We start from the raw sequence: 16303 nt of genomic DNA on the forward strand, positions 1-16303 counted from the left end.
ACCCTAGGGACGGGCCAGCCTTTCCAGGTCATCGAAGAAACCGGGATAGGAGATGGAGATGCAGCCGCTGTTGGCGATGGTGGTCGGGCCGTCCGCCCGCAATCCCGCCACTGCCAAGGACATGGCGATCCGGTGGTCGTGATGGCTTTCCACCGATGCTCCACGCAAGGGAGCTCCTCCATGGATGACCATCCCATCCTCGGTTCCGTAAAGGTCGGCGCCCATTTTGCCGAGCTCTGCAACCATGGCGTCGATCCGGTTGGATTCCTTCACCTTCAATTCCGCAGCATCCCGGATGGTCGTCGTCCCTTCCGCAAAGGCGGCGGCCACGGCGATGGCGGGAATCTCGTCGATCAGCCGGGGAATCTCCCCTTTTTCGACCACCGTGCCGGTCAACCGGCTGCTGCGCACCCGGATGTCGGCCACGGCCTCCCCGTTGGTTTCCCGGACATCCAGCAACTCGATGTCGCCGTTCATGCGCTTCAGCACGTGGATGATTCCATCCCGGGTGGGATTGATGCCCACATTTTTCAGCACCACATCCCCCTGGGGCACGATCAAGGCGGCAACCAGGAAGAAGGCCGCGGAGGAGATGTCTGCAGGCACCTCGATGGCGATGCCTTCCAGAGGAGAGCCCGGGACCAAGGTGGCGGCAGCGCCTTCCCGGGCGATGGATGCGCCAAACTGGCGCAGGAGGATTTCCGTATGGTTGCGGGATACGTAAGGTTCGACAACAGTCGTTGCTCCCTGGGCGTAGAGGCCGGCAAGCAGGATGCTGGACTTCACCTGGGCGCTGGCTACAGGGCTATGATAGGTGATGCCGTGCAGAACGCCGGGTTCGATGGCCAAAGGGGCCAGGTTGTCGCCGCTGAGGCTCCGGATGTTGGCTCCCATACGGGTCAAGGGTTCGATGACCCTGCCCATGGGGCGTTTGCGGATGGAAGCGTCCCCGGTCATGGTGCTGGGAAAGGATTGTCCCGCAAGGATTCCGGACAGGAGGCGCATGGTTGTGCCGCTGTTCCCCACATCCAGCATCTTTCCGGGGGCCTGGAGGCCGCCCAGACCCTTTCCGAACACCGTAAGTTCCGTTGGGGAAGAGAACTCCACAGGAATTCCCATGGCGTGGAAGCAGGAGATGGTGGAAAGGCAGTCCGCCCCGTTCAGGAAACCGCGGATGCGGGTCTTCCCGTTCGCAAGGGAACCGAACATCACGGAACGGTGGGAAATGGATTTGTCGCCGGGAACCGCAAGGATTCCTCGAATGGATCTGATAGGATTGATGGTCTTCACTTGTCACCTCCGAAGGGGATTGGTCTTACAGCACATAGACAGGATATTCCAACCCGCTGAGCAGGGATGCGCTGTCCTGCTGACTTTTCTTGTCATAAAACACAATTTCCAATACACCGGGATCGTCTTCCCGGTTGTTGTTGATGCCGATGTTCTTGATGTTGATGCCATGGGTGCTCAAGGTCGAAGCGATCTTCGCGATGATGCCGGGCTCGTCCACTACGTCCACGGTGACGGAATAGGTCTGCACAAGGGGCCGGCCTCCCTTGTCCTGAAACGAATCCCGGTACCGCTTGGCCTGATTGAAAAAGTCGTAGATGCCGACCGCGTCAAGGTCCGCCAGGGACCGGCGGATACCCTGCAACTCCTGCAGCAGCCGGTCCAACACCTGCAGGATGCTGGACCGGTTGGTCAGGCTGATCTGCTGCCACATGACAGGGGACGCGGATGCGATCCGGGTGATGTCCTTGAACCCCCCTGCCGCCAACGTATGCATATGTCCGGAGCTGTCGTCCAGGCAACGGACGGTGTTCACCAGACCGGAAGCAAGGATATGGGGCACGTGGCTGATGGCCGCCGTGAAGAAATCATGGGTTTGGGGATCCACAACCATGGGGATTGCGCCCATGGAGGAAAGCAGCTCCAGCAGACCCTGCAGCTGCTGGTCATCGGAAAGGCCGGCAGGGGTCAGAAGATAAAAGGCGTTTTCAAAGAGATGGGGATTCGATGCCTTGTAGCCGGTCTTTTCCGAGCCTGTCATGGGATGGCCGCCGATGAAGGCGCTTTGCGCCCGCATGGAACGGACGGCCGCCATGATGTCCTCTTTGGTGCTTCCCACATCTGTGATCAATGTATTCCTGTCCGTGCAACCCTGCAACAGCCTGAAATATTCCAGATTCACCTGGACAGGGCAGCACAGGAAGATATAGTCGAGTCCGCGGAAAAGGTCCGCAAGCTGGGAAGGGTCCTGCGGAAAATCATCGACGACGCCCTCGGCACGGGCCTGCAGCAGGCTCTCCCGGCTGCCGTCATAGGCAACCAGGCGGCTGGTCAGGTGGAAGTGCTTCATTGCTTTGGCAAGGGAACCTCCAATCAAGCCGAGACCTACAATCCCCACCGACGGCTTCATCAGAAGTGCCTGCCCATCAGGTTTGCGAAAGGAAGCAGCTCCCTGCAGAGCCGGTCGAATTCCTGAGGGGTGAGGGACTGGGCGCCGTCCGACAGGGCGGTGGCAGGGGTTGGATGGACTTCGATCATGAGGCCGTCGGCGCCCGCGGCTATGGATGCCCTGGACATGGAAGGCACCAGGTCCTTGATGCCGGTGGCATGGCTGGGATCCACAATGATGGGGAGGTGGCTCTTCGATTTGACCACAGGCACCGCACTGATGTCGAGGGTGTTCCGTGTGGCGGTTTCAAAGGTGCGGATGCCGCGTTCGCAAAGGACCACCTGGTGGTTGCCCTCGCTCATGATGTATTCTGCAGCATTCAGCCATTCGTCGATGGTGGCTGCAAGTCCCCGCTTCAGCAGCACGGGCTTGTCGGTTTTTCCGACTTCCTTCAAAAGATAGAAGTTCTGCATGTTCCGGGCACCGATCTGGAACATGTCCACATGCTGGTATGCCGCTTCCACGGCAGCCAGACTGGTGACTTCGCTGACGATGGCCATGCCGGTTTCCTTGCCTGCCTCCGCCATGAGCTTCAATCCCTGCTCCTCCAGTCCCTGGAAGGCATAGGGGGAAGTCCGCGGCTTGAACGCCCCTCCCCGAAGGATTTGGGCGCCGGAAGCTTTCAGGGCCCGGGCTACGGTGAACACCTGCTCTTCGCTTTCAATGGAACAGGGGCCTGCCATGAAGACCAGCTCATCGCTGCCGATCCTGGCGTTCCCCACGGTCACGATGGAAGGCTGGGCATGGAACTTCTTGTTGGCCAGCTTGTAGCTTTCCGTGATGTGGGTGACCTTTTCCACACCGTCCAGAAGGTCGATGTTGCTGCCTTCCAAGCGGGTCTTGTCGCCAATCACGCCGATGATGGTAACTTGTTCTCCCCGGGAGAGATGTGTCTGCAATCCCTTCTCCTCGACGATGGAAATCACATTTTCTATGGTCTTCTCCGGGGCGTTGGGTTTCATTACAATAATCATGGGTTTCCCTCCGTTTGCTTGTTTTGTCCAGTCCAATCATTTTACAATGGATGCCCGGGAGTGTCAATAGTATGGCGCGTTGAAGTGTGAAAATATTTGACGGAATATTTTGCGCAAATACGACAAATGAAAGAATAGAGAGCGCCGAATGCAGAGCGAATCCCAAAAATGGATGAATGGCTGAGAAAAAAGCGTATAAAATGAAAAAAATGAAAATATCTCAAAATTGGTGAAGGAAAGTCCGGAGTCAGGTAGAATATTCTTATTATCCATTGCAAATCCATGATTGGATCATAAACTGGCAAAGATTGGGGGATACTGCATGAAGATTTATCCATCAGAGCAAATTCGGAACGTGGCGGTTTTGGGCCACGGTGGGTGTGGAAAGACAACCTTGGTGGAAGCCATGGCCCATGTTGCGGGACTGACCAAGCGGCAGGGCCGGGTGGAGGACGGCAGCACCATCAGCGATTTCGACAAGGAAGAAGTCAAACGCGGCATCAGCATCAATGCGGCGCTGGTTCCCATCGAGTGGGAAGATGCGAAATTGAACCTGTTGGACACTCCCGGATATTTTGATTTTGTAGGCGACGTGAAGGGGGCGGTCCGTGTGGCGGACAGCGCCTTGATTGTGATATCTGGAAAGTCCGGCGTGGAAGTGGGCACGGAGAAGGCGTTCGAATACGCGGATGAAATGGAGATACCCAAAATCGTTTTTGTGACGGACATGGATGACGACAAGACCGACCTGCAGAAGATCCTGGATGACCTGAGGAACCTGTATGGGAAGAGCATCGCCCCCTTCCAGGTTCCCATCAGGGAAGGGGAGCATTTTGTGGGGTTTGTGAATGTCCCCAAGATGGAAGGCAGAAGATTCGTCAAGGACCATGTGGAAAATTGCCCCGTTCCTGACGGGATGGACGATGAAATCGGACCCGTCCGGGAGATGATCCTGGAGGCCGTGGCAGAAACGGACGAGGCCCTCATGGAGAAGTACTTCGCAGGAGAAGAGTTCACCTTGGAGGAAATCCAGAGCGCCATCCACAAGGGAGTGGTGGACAGGACACTTGTTCCCGTCCTGATTGGTTCCGGCATGAACAATACAGGCGTGCAGGTGCTGATGAGCGCCCTGGTGAAGTACATGCCCGCTCCCAAAGAAGAGCACACCTCGGTGTTCGGGGAAGACCCCGCCACAGGGGAACCCGTGGAAGTCAAGTGCGACACGGAGGACCCGGCGACCGCCCTGGTCTTCAAGACCATCGTGGACCCCTACATCGGGAAGTTTTCCCTGTTCAGGGTCTATTCCGGCATCATCCGCACGGACGATGTGCTGCTCAACGTGAACAAGGAGAATATGGAGAAAGTCAGCCACATCTATGTGCTGCGGGGAAAAGAGCAGATCGAGGTGGACGCCATCCATGCCGGGGACATCGGAGCTTTCGCCAAACTGGTGAATGTGGGGACGGGAGACACCCTTTGCGCCAAGGAGAGGCCGGTCCGCCTGGAGGGCGTCGAGTATCCGGAATCCCTGGCCTACAAGGCGGTGATCCCCAAGACCAAGGGAGACGAGGACAAGATTGCGGCAGGCCTGCAGAGGCTGATGGAAGAGGATCCCACCATCAAGGTGGTCCTGGACAACGAGAACCACCAGGAGCTGCTTTACGGAGTGGGCAGCCAGCATCTGGAAATCATCGTCAGCAAGCTGGAAGCCAAGTTCAAGGTGGGCGTCGACCTGGTCAAGCCGAAGACGCCCTACAGGGAGACCATAAGGAAGAAGGTGCAGGTAAGGGGAAGGCACAAGAAGCAGTCCGGCGGGCATGGGCAATACGGCGACGTGGTGATGGAGTTCGAGCCCCTGGGAGACAACGACACCGCCTTCGTCTTCGAAGAGAAGGTGTTCGGCGGATCCGTGCCGAGAAACTATTTTCCGGCGGTGGAGAAGGGGATGCAGGAATCCGTGAAGAAGGGGATCCTTGCCGGATACCCGGTGGTCGGAATCAAGGCGACCCTGTTGGACGGGTCCTACCATCCGGTGGACTCCTCGGAAATGGCATTCAAGCTGGCGACCCAAATCGCCTTCAAGGAGGCTTTCAGCCAGGCATCTCCTACCCTACTGGAGCCCATCGCCAAGGTCCTGGTCCTCGTTCCCGACGATTACATGGGAGACATCATCGGCGACCTGAACAAGCGCAGGGGCCGGGTCCTGGGCATGAATCCGTTGGGCGGCAAGCAGGAAATCATGGCGGAAGTCCCCATGGGGGAAATGTACGGCTACTCCACCGACCTGCGGTCCATGACCCAAGCAAGGGGAAGCTATTCCATGGAGTTCCAGCGGTATGAGGAGGCACCGAAAGAAGTGCAGGAAAGGGTCATCGCAGAACGGACAAAAGAGGAATGAGGGATGCCGATATCGGCACGAGGGAACAGGACGCTGGAGACAAGCGTCCTGTTCTTCATTTTGTAACGAAAGTCATTGTTTTTTTATTGACAAGAGGAAAGAAAGGTGATACTCTGATTCTAGTCATATCCTACTTGTTAAGTAGGAATTGGGAGGCTTGAAAGATGAAATTATCTACTAAAGGAAGATATGGATTGAAAATGATGATCGACCTGGCCATTCATTCCGAAAAGGAAATGGTTTCCATCAAGAGTATATCCGAACGACAGGGAATTTCCGAGAACTATCTTGAACAGATCATCGCCCTTTTGAAGAAGGCGAAGCTTGTGGAAAGCGCCCGGGGTTCCAAAGGGGGGTATTCTCTGGTGAAACCTCCGGAAGAAGTCAGTGTGGGAGAAATCCTCCGGGCCCTTGAAGGAAACCTTTCCCCTGTGGATTGCACCTCCTTGAACGATGGCCACAAATGCGAGGAAGCGGACCTGTGTGTGACCAAAAACGTATGGCGAAAAATCAGCGACAGCATCAATGAAGTTGTGGACAACATTCCCCTTTCGGAATTGATGGACGAACAGATCAAGGCGGAAGATACCTATAAAGGAGAGTTTCAATGAAAGAGACGATTTATTTGGACCATGCGGCCACCACGCCGGTGAAACAGGAAGTTTTGGAAGCGATGCTTCCCTTTTTTACAGAATCCTTCGGGAACCCCTCCAGCATCTACTCCTTTGCCCAAGACAGCAAGCAGGCGCTGGAAGAGGCCAGGGAGACCATCGCCAAAGGCATTGGCGCATTGGACAGGGAAATCTATTTCACAGGCAGCGGAACGGAAGCGGACAACTGGGCCATCAAGGGAGTTGCGGAGAGCTACCGATCCAAAGGGAACCACATCATCACCTCCAAGGTGGAGCACCATGCGGTGCTGCATGCCTGCGAATATCTTGAAAAGAACGGATTCGAAGTGACGTACCTGGATGTGGATGCGGACGGAATCGTGGACCTGGAGCAGCTGAAATCCTCCATCAAGGACACCACCATCCTGATCACCATCATGTTTGCGAACAACGAAATCGGAACGGTGCAGCCGATCCGGGAAATCGGACGGATCGCCAAGGAGCGCGGCGTGCTTTTCCATACGGATGCGGTCCAGGCCATCGGCCACGTCCCTGTGGATGTGAACGACCTTGGCGTTGACCTTCTGTCCATCAGCGGGCACAAGTTCTATGGTCCCAAGGGGGTCGGGGTCCTTTATGCCAGAAAGACCGTCAAGCTGAAGGCCTTCATCCATGGAGGCGGCCAGGAGCGGGGCAGGAGGGGCGGAACGGAGAACGTGCCCGGCATCGTGGGGATGGCAAAAGCCATGGAGCTGGCGCTGGCGGACATGGAAGAGGAGAGCGCAAGGCAAAGGGAACTCCGGGATTACGTCAAGGAACGGATCCTGGAGAAGGTTCCTTATGCCAGACTGAACGGGCACCCGGAGAAGCGGCTTCCCAACAACGTAAACATCAGCTTCCGGTTCATCGAGGGGGAATCCCTGCTGATCATGCTGGACATGAAGGGGATTTGCGCCTCCAGTGGCTCGGCATGCACGTCCGGATCCTTGGACCCGTCCCATGTGTTGCTGGCCATAGGTCTCCCTCATGAAATCGCCCATGGTTCCCTGCGGATATCCCTGGGGGAATCCAGCACCAGGGAGGACATGGACACCCTGGTGGAGGCATTGGTGCCTATTGTGGAGAAGTTGCGGGCCATGTCCCCCTTGTACGAGGACTTTGTCAAAAACAACGGATGAAATTGATACGATTCGATCGGGAGGAAAGCATATGTACAGCGAAAAAGTGATGGACCATTTCACCAACCCAAGGAACATGGGAGAAATCGAGAACGCCGACGGGGTAGGCACCGTGGGGAACGCCAAGTGCGGAGACATCATGCGGATTTACCTGAAAGTGGAAAACAACGTGATCCAGGATGTGCGTTTCAAGACTTTCGGTTGCGGAGCCGCCGTGGCGACCAGCAGCATGGCTACGGAACTGGTCAAAGGAAAGACCATCCAGCAGGCCCTTGAAATCACCAATGCCGCCGTGGCGGAAGCGCTGGACGGACTGCCCAAAGCAAAAGTCCATTGTTCCCTTCTTGCGGAGGAAGCCCTCCATGCGGCGATCTGGGACTATGCACAGAAGAACGGAATCGTGATTGAAGGACTGGAGCCCCCCAAAGAGGACATCCACGAGGAGGAAGAGGACGAGGATGAAGACTAGGGCCTGTCCCTGGGGGTGATGGATATGGAAAAGAAGCGTGTGGTTGTGGGCATGTCCGGTGGGGTGGACTCCTCCGTGGCCGCCTATCTGCTGAAAGAGCAAGGATATGATGTGGTGGGGGTGACCATGCAGATCTGGCAGGATGAGGATCCGGAACAGGTCCAGGAGAACGGAGGCTGTTGCGGCCTGACGGCGGTGGACGACGCCCGCAGGGTGGCCAACGCCTTGGGGATCCCCTATTACGTCATGAATTTCAAGAAACCCTTTGAAGAAAATGTGATCGACTACTTTGTCCGGGAGTATCTGGAAGGCAGGACTCCCAACCCCTGCATCGCCTGCAACCGGTATGTGAAATGGGAGTCCCTCCTGGAAAGGAGCCTGGCCATCGGAGCCGAATACATCGCCACCGGACACTATGCCAAGGTGGTGCGGCTGGAGAACGGGAGATATGCCTTGGAGCAATCCGCGACACTGGAGAAGGACCAGACCTATGCCCTGTACAACCTGAACCAGGAACAGCTTGCCAGGACCCTGATGCCCGTGGGCGACTACACAAAGGAAGAAGTCCGGCAGATGGCGGAGAAGATCAGCGTCAGGATTGCGAACAAGCCGGACAGCCAGGAAATCTGTTTCGTACCGGACAAGGACTATGCCGGATTCATAGAGCGCCATACCGGCGCCCCTTCCAAAGAGGGCGATTTCGTTGACCTGGAAGGCAGGGTGCTGGGAAGGCACAAGGGGATAGCCCACTATACCGTAGGACAAAGGAAAGGGTTGGGGCTATCCTTGGGAAGACCCTGTTTCGTGGTGGAAATAAGGCCCCAGACCGGGGAAGTGGTGGTCGGTACGGACCAGGACGTCTATGCCATCGGCTGCATCGCCGACCGCCTCAACTTCATGCCTTTCGAGCAGTTGGAAGGGACCCTGCGTGTCCAGGGAAAGGTGCGGTACAACCAAAAGGCTTCGGACTGCACCGTTCGGATGATTGGGGAGGACCGGTTGGAATGCATCTTCGACACCCCCCAAAGGGCCGTCACACCCGGCCAGGCCCTGGTGCTGTACGACAAGAACCTGGTGGTGGGAGGGGGGACCATCCTCGCATCCATCAAGAAGGAATGATTCCGGACCCATGGAATCCAGCAGCAACGAAAGCGCCGCCGTTCAAGAGAACGGCGGCGCTTTCGTTGCTGGAAATCCTTCCTACAGGGGAAGATAGGTGGGCTTGCGGTTATGGAAAACCGCATAATGGCGGTATCCAAGGGAGCGGAGGAGGTCCGCCGCCTGTTCCATCCGGTTCAAGAGGAACCGGGGATTGTGGGCGTCCGATCCCAAAGTGATGGTTTCGCCGCCCAACTCCCTGTAGCGCCGCAGGATATCCGGGTTCGGATGGGGAGCGTCCAATTTGTACCGGTATCCGGAGGTGTTCAGTTCGATCCCCTTGCCGTTGGAAACGATGGTCTTCAGGATTTCGTCCAGCACATCCTGGAAATCCCGGTAGACCATTTTCTTGTCCTCCTCCAGGCCGTAGCGGACCACATAGTCCAGGTGCCCGTAGGAATCGTAGTCCTGGAAGCGCTGGACATTGTAGAGCATGTCCTCGAAATAGGCCAGGTATCCCGCGCTCTGGCTCCGGCCCTCGAAGAAGGTCCGCTCGTAAGGGTCCAGGCCGTTGGCCAGATGGTTGGACGCGAGGACGAAGTCCAAAGGCCTGCTTCGGACCAGGTCCGAAAGCGCCTTGTGCAGGTGCGCCTGCATCCCCAGTTCGATGCCGGAGAGCAGACGGATCCGGCCCCGGTACTGCTCCTTGTATTTCTCCAGGGCATCGAAATAGCCGTCCAGGTCCAGAAGGAAATTGATGGTCGGGTGGGGGAAGTCCAGGTCGTGGTGGTCGGTAAAACAGAGGTTTTCCATCCGCAAGGCGATGGCGGCCTGGATCACCTCTTCCATGGGGATGTCGCAGTCGCCGGAGAAGGCGCTGTGCACATGGTAATCGGATCGGATCATAAAATGGAACCTGCTTTCTAGGTCGGATGGTCCAAGGTGGATGACCAAAGTTTAGCATATTGCATCTTGTGTTTGCAACCTGGAATATGATAAGATGTAGCAGATGTTAACACATGTTTAACAAACAAAGGTCTAGACTTAGGAGGAACTTCTGCCAATGGAAGGAATGTCGACACAGGAGTATGTTTTTCTAGCGTTTGCTTTTTTTGGAGGATTCGGCATGTTCATCTTCGGCATGCATATCATGGCCGAAGGACTGCAGAAATCCGCAGGGGACAAGATGCGGAACCTGCTGGCGCTGCTCACCAACAACCGTCTGCTGGGTGTGCTGGTGGGTACGGTGGTGACCGTCATCGTGCAGAGCAGTTCGGCCACAACCGTCATGGTGGTTGGCTTCGTGAACGCGGGACTGATGAACCTGGTCCAGGCGGTGGGGGTCATCATGGGTGCCAACGTCGGCACCACGGTCACCGCGTGGATCGTCTCCAGTTCCGAATGGGCGGTGTTCCTGAAACCGGACAAGATTGCGCCCATGGTGGTGGGCATCGGCGCCACCATGCTCTTCTTCCTCCGGGAAAAAAGGCAGAAGCAGGTGGGGGAGATTCTGATCGGTTTCGGCCTGATCTTCATCGGATTGGAATACATGAAGGACGCCATCACGCCCTTCAAGGACGCCCAGGCATTCAAGGACGCCTTCCTGATGCTGGGGCACCATCCCTTCTTCGGTATCCTGGCGGGTTTCCTGGTGACCGCCATCGTGCAGAGCAGCTCCGCCTCCGTGGGAATCCTGCAGACCCTGGCCGCCCAGGGGCTTGTGCCTTGGAGCGCCGCGGTCTACATCATCCTGGGACAGAACATCGGGACCTGCGTGACGGCCCTGCTGTCCAGCATCGGGGCCAGCAAGATGGCCAAGCGGGCTGCGGTGATCCATCTCCTGTTCAACATCTTCGGAACGCTGCTGTTCACCGTAGGCACGATCGTCTACTTCAAGACGGTGGGTTCCGCCCAGGGCGCCGTCATCATCGGCATGACGGGCATCAGCATCTTCCACACGGTGTTCAACATCTCCAACACGGTCCTGCTCTATCCCTTTGCGGACAAGCTGGTCTATCTGTCTGAGAAGATCGTCACCGGCAAGGACGTGGAGGAGGAGAGGGAGGAAATCATCGCCCTCCGGCATCTGGACAACAGGATCCTGGAGTCACCCACCTTCGCCGTGGAGAACGCCATCAAGGAAGTGGTCCATATGGGCGAGCTTGCCGTAGAGAATGTCCGTACGGCGGTGGAGGCTTTGGTCACGAAGGACGAAGGACTGGTGGAAAAGGTGTTCCAAAGGGAAAAGGACATCAACGCCCTGGACAAGATGATCACGGACTATCTGATCAAGATCAGCAACACCCCCTTGAGCGAAAAGCAGCAGATTGTCATCACGAACCTTTTCCACACCGTCACCGACCTGGAAAGGGTGGGGGACCATGCGGAGAACATCGCCGAGCTTGCGGCCTACTACAAGGAGAAGGACTTGACCTTCACGCCGGAAGCCATGGAGGAGTTCGGGCAGATCTCCCGGAAGGCCATCGAAACCATCGAGCTTGCAATCCAGGCAAGAAGGGACAACAATCCGAAGCTGGTCCCCAAGGTGGAGGATTCCGAGGAGGAAGTGGACGCTTTGGAGGAGCTTCTGCGCCAAAGGCATATCGAGCGCCTGGCGGCCAACCTTTGCAATACGGTGACGGGGGTTGTGTTCCTGGACTCCATCAGCAATTTCGAGAGGATTTCCGACCATGCCCTGAACGTGGCCTATTTCGTCAAGGATGAGGCCATCTAAGCTTCGTTCATAGAAAGTTCATTTTCTTGTAAGAAATTCACAAAAGAGCATTTTTTAACAGGAAACAGTTGAAAAATACAACAAATCCGGTATAATGGAAGCATGATGCAAAGTTGTCATGCCTCTTTTTTTAGAGAGAACGGGCCAAGATAGGGCTAATAGGGACTTTTTAAGGCCCGGAAGCGAGCATACTATGACGGAACTGCTAAAAATCCTACAGAAAATCATGCCGAAGGAGATGTCAGCCTTATCAAGACGCTATACCTTGCTGCATACGATCCGGCTTTTCCAGCCCATCGGGCGTAGGCTTTTGTCCCAAAAGATGAGGATCAGCGAGAAGGTAATCCGGACAGACACGGAGCTGTTGAAAAGCGAAGGTTTGATCGACATCGTGTTCGCAGGAATGACGCTGACCGAAGAGGGTGCCCGTGTGCTGGATTCCCTGCAGGAGCTGATGCGGCCTCTGGAGGAGCTGGACAAGGTCAGGGAAGGCGTCCAGACGCTCCTGGAATCCCAGGAGCTGTATGTGGTCCCGGGGGACAGCCAGAACAACCAGGAGGCTTTCAAGGAACTGGGCAAGGAGGCGGCCAGGGTGCTGCTGGAACATCTGCAGGGCAAATCCACCGTGGCGATCACAGGGGGGAGCACGATAAGGAAAGTGGTGGAAGCCATACCGTTCCAAAAGGCCCCCTCGCCCTTCCCCAAGCTGATGGTGGTGCCAGCGCGGGGAAGCCTGGGGAACAACGCGAAAATCCAGGCGAACAACCTGGTGGCCAAAATGGCCGAAAGGCTGCAGTGCAGATACCGGTTGTTGAACCTTCCGGATAATCTGAGCAGGAAATCCCTGGACAGCGTAAGCCAGGAACCGGAAATCAAGGAAGTCTTTTCTTTGATCCGCAATGCGGACATCGTGCTCTTCGGCATCGGTATCGCAGAACGGATGGTGGAGAGAAGGAACCTGGAACCGTCGGTCATGGAGGAAATCAGGGAGAAGCGGGCGGTGGCGGAAGTCCTGGGCCATTATTTCGACGGGCAGGGAAACATTGTATCCACTTCCTGTTCCATAGGCCTGCGCCTCCATGAGTTGGAGCAGGGCGGAGGCTACCCCATCGCCGTGGCAGGGGGAGCCGACAAGGCGGAGGCCATCCTGGCGGTCAGGAAATATCTGCGCAGGGGCGCCCTGGTGATCGACGAAGGCGCCGCCAAGAGGATCCTGGCATTGGCCGCCGGGAGCAAAACATTGTGAATAGCGGCAAAGCCGTTAAATAAAGTGTCCAGAAGGGAGAACGAGAATGCTGAACAAAGTGTCCGTAGACGATTTAGAGGTTAAAGGGAAAAAGGTGCTGGTGCGCTGCGATTTCAACGTCCCATTGAAGGAGGGCGTCATCACGGATTTGAACCGCCTTACAGCCGCTCTGCCCACAATCAAGAAGCTGGTTGGCGACGGAGCGAAAGTCATCCTGTGTTCCCACCTGGGCAAACCCAAAGGGGAGCCGAAACCTGAATTGTCCCTTGCTCCCGTTGCGGCAAAGCTGTCGGAACTCTTGGGACAGGAAGTCGTGTTCGCCGCCGATCCGGAAGTGGTTGGGGAAAACGCCAGAAAAGCGGTGGAAGCCATGAAGGACGGGGATGTGGTCCTTTTGGAGAACACCAGGTACCGGGCGGAGGAAACCAAGAACGGTGAAACGTTCAGCAAGGACCTGGCAAGTCTGGCGGAAGTGTTCGTCAACGACGCTTTCGGAACAGCCCACAGGGCCCACTGCTCCAACGTGGGTGTGACGGAACACATCAAGACATCCGCTGTAGGCTACCTGGTGCAAAAGGAAATCGAATTCCTTGGAAATGCGGTGAACAACCCGGTAAGGCCGTTTGTGGCAATCCTCGGTGGCGCCAAAGTATCCGACAAGATCAACGTCATCAACAATCTTCTGGACAAGGTGGACACGCTGATCATCGGAGGCGGAATGGCCTACACCTTCCTGAAGGCCCAGGGGATGGAAATCGGGAACTCCCTGCTGGAGGCGGACAAGATGGACTACTCCCTGGAGATGGTCAAAAAGGCGGAGGCAAAAGGCGTCAAGCTGCTGCTGCCCGTGGACCATCTGGTAGGCAAGGAGTTCAAGAACGATACTGAATTCAAGACGGTTCTGGACACGGAAATGGAAGAGGGATGGCAGGGCTTCGATATCGGACCCAAGACCAGGGAGCTCTTCACGGAAGCCATCAAGGATGCAAAAACGGTTGTTTGGAACGGTCCCATGGGCGTGTTCGAGTTCGAGAACTTCGCTGGCGGAACAATCGCTGTGGCTAAGGCCCTGGCGGAAGCGGATGCCACAACCATCATCGGCGGCGGAGATTCCGCAGCGGCGGTGAACATCCTCGGATTCGGGGACAAAATGACCCACATTTCCACGGGCGGAGGCGCTTCCCTGGAGTTTTTGGAGGGCAAGGAACTTCCCGGTGTGGCTGCAGTCAACGACAAATAAATCGAAAATCGGAGGAATCGGCATGCGCAAGAAAATAGTTGCAGGAAACTGGAAAATGAACAAGACCCCGAAAGAAGCGGTAGCTTTGATCGAGGAACTGAAGCCCCTGGTGGCGAGCGATGATGTGGAAGTCGTCTTCTGCACACCGGACGTGTCCCTGACCACGGCGCTGGAAGCCGTGAAGGGCACCAACATCAAAATTGGCGCGCAAAACATGTACTTTGAGGAAAACGGCGCCTATACAGGCGAGACCGCACCCTCCATGCTGACGGAAATCGGCGTCGGCTACGTGATCATCGGCCACTCCGAAAGAAGGGCCTATTTCGCCGAAACGGACGAGACGGTGAACAAGAAGGTCCTCAAAGCAATCGAGCACAAGCTGGTTCCCATCATCTGCGTTGGAGAATCCCTGGAGCAAAGGGAACAGGGCATCACGGTGGACCTGGTCCGCCTGCAGACGAAAATCGCCCTGAAGGACGTGCAGCCGGAAGACGCGAAGAACGTCGTGATCGCCTACGAACCCATTTGGGCCATAGGCACAGGCAGGACGGCCACAAGCCAGCAGGCGGAAGAGGTTTGTGCGGCAATCCGCCAGGTCGTTTCCGAAATCTACAGCCAGGAAGTGGCTGAAGCCGTGAGGATCCAGTACGGCGGCAGCGTGAACGGCGCCAATGCGGCGGAGCTTTTCTCCATGCCCAACATAGACGGCGGTCTGGTGGGAGGCGCTAGCCTGAAAGCCGAGTTCGGCAAGATCGTGAACTACAAGTAGCAACCATCCTGAAGGTAAACCGGAACCGGATTTTACGGTTCCTCAATCAAATAAATCAAATTATGAGGTGAAAACATGGTAAAAGTAGGAATCAATGGATTTGGACGTATCGGAAGACTTGTTTTCAGAGCTGCAATGCAGAACCCCAACGTACAGGTAGTGGGCATCAACGACCCCTTCATCGACTTGGACTACATGGTATACATGCTGAGATATGACTCTGTTCATGGACAATACGAAGGAACCATCGAGATCAAAGGCGACAAGCTGGTTGTGGATGGCCAGGAAGTAGCCGTATTCGGAGCCATGAACCCTGAAGAAATCGCTTGGGCTTCCTGTGGAGCAGAGTATGTCGTAGAATCCACCGGCGTGTTCACAACAACGGACAAGGCATCCGCCCACCTGAAAGGCGGCGCCAAGAAGGTTGTCATCTCCGCTCCTTCCGCAGACGCTCCCATGTTCGTAATGGGCGTGAACAACGACAAGTACACGAAAGACATGGTTGTCGTGTCCAACGCATCCTGCACGACCAACTGCCTGGCACCTCTTGCCAAGGTCATCAACGACAAATTCGGCATCGTGGAAGGCCTCATGACGACCGTACACTCCACAACAGCCACACAGAAGACCGTAGACGGACCTTCCAAGAAGGACTGGAGAGGCGGACGCGCAGCGGCTGCAAACATCATCCCTTCCTCCACCGGCGCTGCAAAAGCGGTAGGAAAGGTAATCCCCGAGCTGAACGGCAAACTGACAGGCATGGCTTTCCGTGTTCCCACAATCAACGTTTCTGTGGTTGACCTGACCTGCCGTCTGGAAAAGGCCGCCAGCTACGAAGAGATCAAAGCTGCCATTAAGGAAGCTTCCGAGAACGAACTGAAAGGCATCCTGGGTTACACGGAAGATGCAGTGGTCTCCACAGACTTCATCCATGATGCAAGAACTTCCATCTTCGATGCGGACGCTGGAATCAGCCTGAACGACAACTTCGTGAAGCTGGTATCCTGGTACGACAACGAATGGGGCTATTCAAACAAAGTAGTGGATCTGATCAGCCATATGGCTAAAGTGGACGCTCAATAAGAAACTTTAAGAGAGACTGCCCTGATCCAAGGGCGTCTCTTTTTT

The 16303-nt window shown here is 56.1% G+C and carries 14 protein-coding genes; 10 read left to right on the top strand and 4 right to left on the bottom strand.

Annotated elements, in window-relative coordinates; translation table 11 throughout:
* Positions 1 to 3: 3 nt before the first annotated feature.
* From aroA to aroF, 3 genes are read right to left on the bottom strand one after another with little or no spacing between them, the layout of a single operon-like run.
* Positions 4 to 1290, bottom strand: coding sequence for a 3-phosphoshikimate 1-carboxyvinyltransferase (aroA, locus tag GXN74_RS00290; RefSeq protein ID WP_343032775.1), 1287 nt, complete (start codon positions 1288 to 1290; stop codon positions 4 to 6).
* A gap of 25 nt (positions 1291 to 1315) precedes the next feature.
* A complete protein-coding gene (locus GXN74_RS00295) occupies positions 1316 to 2419 on the bottom strand; it encodes a prephenate dehydrogenase/arogenate dehydrogenase family protein (RefSeq protein ID WP_162368912.1) in 1104 nt (367 codons plus the stop codon).
* A complete protein-coding gene (aroF, locus tag GXN74_RS00300; RefSeq protein ID WP_162368913.1) occupies positions 2419 to 3432 on the bottom strand; it encodes a 3-deoxy-7-phosphoheptulonate synthase in 1014 nt (337 codons plus the stop codon). The genes GXN74_RS00295 and aroF overlap by 1 nt, the downstream gene beginning before the upstream one ends.
* A 322-nt stretch (positions 3433 to 3754) precedes the next feature.
* Between aroF and fusA the strand changes: the two genes are divergently transcribed.
* From fusA to mnmA, 5 genes are all read left to right on the top strand, one after another.
* Positions 3755 to 5830 (top strand): elongation factor G, encoded by a 2076-nt coding sequence (fusA, locus tag GXN74_RS00305; RefSeq protein ID WP_162368914.1) that lies wholly within the window; start codon positions 3755 to 3757, stop codon positions 5828 to 5830.
* Between the two features lie 164 nt (positions 5831 to 5994).
* A complete protein-coding gene (locus GXN74_RS00310) occupies positions 5995 to 6441 on the top strand; it encodes an RrF2 family transcriptional regulator (RefSeq protein ID WP_162368915.1) in 447 nt (148 codons plus the stop codon).
* Complete coding sequence (nifS, locus tag GXN74_RS00315; protein WP_162368916.1) at positions 6438 to 7619, top strand: cysteine desulfurase NifS; 1182 nt, start codon at positions 6438 to 6440, stop codon at positions 7617 to 7619. Before GXN74_RS00310 ends, nifS begins: the two co-directional genes overlap by 4 nt.
* A gap of 31 nt (positions 7620 to 7650) precedes the next feature.
* Positions 7651 to 8088 carry a Fe-S cluster assembly scaffold protein NifU gene (gene nifU, locus GXN74_RS00320; RefSeq protein ID WP_162368917.1) on the top strand — a complete coding sequence of 146 codons (438 nt, stop codon included), beginning with the start codon at positions 7651 to 7653 and terminating at the stop codon, positions 8086 to 8088.
* A 24-nt stretch (positions 8089 to 8112) separates the two neighbouring features.
* Positions 8113 to 9207: a tRNA 2-thiouridine(34) synthase MnmA gene (gene mnmA / locus GXN74_RS00325; RefSeq protein ID WP_162368918.1), complete on the top strand. Its 1095-nt coding sequence runs from the start codon at positions 8113 to 8115 to the stop codon at positions 9205 to 9207.
* 81 nt (positions 9208 to 9288) lie between these two features.
* Here mnmA and GXN74_RS00330 read toward each other — a convergent pair whose 3' ends face one another.
* The gene (locus GXN74_RS00330) at positions 9289 to 10092 is read right to left on the bottom strand and encodes a histidinol-phosphatase HisJ family protein (protein ID WP_162368919.1); all 804 of its coding nucleotides are present in this window, start codon (positions 10090 to 10092) and stop codon (positions 9289 to 9291) included.
* 166 nt (positions 10093 to 10258) lie between these two features.
* Here GXN74_RS00330 and GXN74_RS00335 point away from each other — a divergent pair, with 166 nt between their 5' ends.
* The 5 genes from GXN74_RS00335 (at position 10259) to gap (ending at position 16258) form a co-directional block, all read left to right on the top strand.
* Positions 10259 to 11920, top strand: coding sequence for a Na/Pi cotransporter family protein (locus GXN74_RS00335; protein ID WP_162369054.1), 1662 nt, complete (start codon positions 10259 to 10261; stop codon positions 11918 to 11920).
* Between the two features lie 193 nt (positions 11921 to 12113).
* Positions 12114 to 13166, top strand: a complete 1053-nt coding sequence (locus GXN74_RS00340) for a sugar-binding transcriptional regulator (RefSeq protein ID WP_162368920.1) — start codon at positions 12114 to 12116, stop codon at positions 13164 to 13166.
* A gap of 46 nt (positions 13167 to 13212) precedes the next feature.
* Positions 13213 to 14406: a phosphoglycerate kinase gene (locus GXN74_RS00345; protein ID WP_162368921.1), complete on the top strand. Its 1194-nt coding sequence runs from the start codon at positions 13213 to 13215 to the stop codon at positions 14404 to 14406.
* Positions 14407 to 14428: 22 nt separating this feature from the next.
* Positions 14429 to 15175, top strand: a complete 747-nt coding sequence (gene tpiA / locus GXN74_RS00350) for a triose-phosphate isomerase (RefSeq protein ID WP_162368922.1) — start codon at positions 14429 to 14431, stop codon at positions 15173 to 15175.
* Positions 15176 to 15250: 75 nt separating this feature from the next.
* Complete coding sequence (gene gap / locus GXN74_RS00355; protein WP_162368923.1) at positions 15251 to 16258, top strand: type I glyceraldehyde-3-phosphate dehydrogenase; 1008 nt, start codon at positions 15251 to 15253, stop codon at positions 16256 to 16258.
* Positions 16259 to 16303 lie beyond the last annotated feature (45 nt).

Origin of the sequence: Anaerotalea alkaliphila, from assembly GCF_010179735.1 — a bacterium.
Classification (GTDB): Bacteria; Bacillota; Clostridia; order Lachnospirales; family Vallitaleaceae; genus Anaerotalea; species Anaerotalea alkaliphila.

Excerpts from the sequence above, each read along its gene's own strand:
- tpiA (WP_162368922.1), top strand. The coding sequence starts at position 14,429 with ATGCGCAAGAAAATAGTTGCAGGAAACTGGAAAATGAACAAGACCCCG.
- fusA (WP_162368914.1), top strand. The coding sequence starts at position 3,755 with ATGAAGATTTATCCATCAGAGCAAATTCGGAACGTGGCGGTTTTGGGC.
- aroF (WP_162368913.1), bottom strand. The coding sequence starts at position 3,432 with ATGATTATTGTAATGAAACCCAACGCCCCGGAGAAGACCATAGAAAAT.
- GXN74_RS00335 (WP_162369054.1), top strand. The coding sequence starts at position 10,259 with ATGTCGACACAGGAGTATGTTTTTCTAGCGTTTGCTTTTTTTGGAGGA.
- GXN74_RS00345 (WP_162368921.1), top strand. The coding sequence starts at position 13,213 with ATGCTGAACAAAGTGTCCGTAGACGATTTAGAGGTTAAAGGGAAAAAG.
- gap (WP_162368923.1), top strand. The coding sequence starts at position 15,251 with ATGGTAAAAGTAGGAATCAATGGATTTGGACGTATCGGAAGACTTGTT.
- GXN74_RS00295 (WP_162368912.1), bottom strand. The coding sequence starts at position 2,419 with ATGAAGCCGTCGGTGGGGATTGTAGGTCTCGGCTTGATTGGAGGTTCC.
- nifU (WP_162368917.1), top strand. The coding sequence starts at position 7,651 with ATGTACAGCGAAAAAGTGATGGACCATTTCACCAACCCAAGGAACATG.
- GXN74_RS00310 (WP_162368915.1), top strand. The coding sequence starts at position 5,995 with ATGAAATTATCTACTAAAGGAAGATATGGATTGAAAATGATGATCGAC.
- mnmA (WP_162368918.1), top strand. The coding sequence starts at position 8,113 with ATGGAAAAGAAGCGTGTGGTTGTGGGCATGTCCGGTGGGGTGGACTCC.
- nifS (WP_162368916.1), top strand. The coding sequence starts at position 6,438 with ATGAAAGAGACGATTTATTTGGACCATGCGGCCACCACGCCGGTGAAA.
- GXN74_RS00340 (WP_162368920.1), top strand. The coding sequence starts at position 12,114 with ATGACGGAACTGCTAAAAATCCTACAGAAAATCATGCCGAAGGAGATG.
- GXN74_RS00330 (WP_162368919.1), bottom strand. The coding sequence starts at position 10,092 with ATGATCCGATCCGATTACCATGTGCACAGCGCCTTCTCCGGCGACTGC.